The sequence below is a fragment of the Novosphingobium sp. B-7 genome (genome assembly GCF_000410615.1).
GTDB lineage: Bacteria > Pseudomonadota > Alphaproteobacteria > Sphingomonadales > Sphingomonadaceae > Novosphingobium > Novosphingobium capsulatum.
On sequence record NZ_KE148453.1, the window covers coordinates 1 to 292 of the forward strand.

A 292-nucleotide genomic window follows, 5' to 3' on the forward strand; every position below is an offset into this window, starting at 1 on the left:
CCGGCACGCTGGCCGCCCCGATGGTGGCACAGGTGCGCCGCCGCCTGCACGAGGAAGAGCGCGGCAGCCGCTTTGCCGCCGATCTTACGCTGCGCCACGGCCATGATGGCGCCTGGGACGTGGTCGTGGCCCAAGGCGCGTTGCGCGGCGGCAGCGGGCAGGCGCTGCTTGGTCTCAACAAGGTGCGCGTGTTTGGCAGCAGCGCGGCGACGCCCCGCTTTGCCGGCAATTTCGTGACCGGGGGCAATGGCCTGCCGCGCCTGTCAGGCACGATGGAGCGGCTGGGGAACCG

Annotated in this window: 1 protein-coding gene; it reads left to right on the plus strand. The window is 72.3% G+C overall.

All coding sequences use genetic code 11. The annotated features are described in order from the left end of the window. On the plus strand, positions 1 to 292 hold a 292-nt coding region (locus H926_RS33690), incomplete at both ends, for a hypothetical protein (protein WP_043610594.1).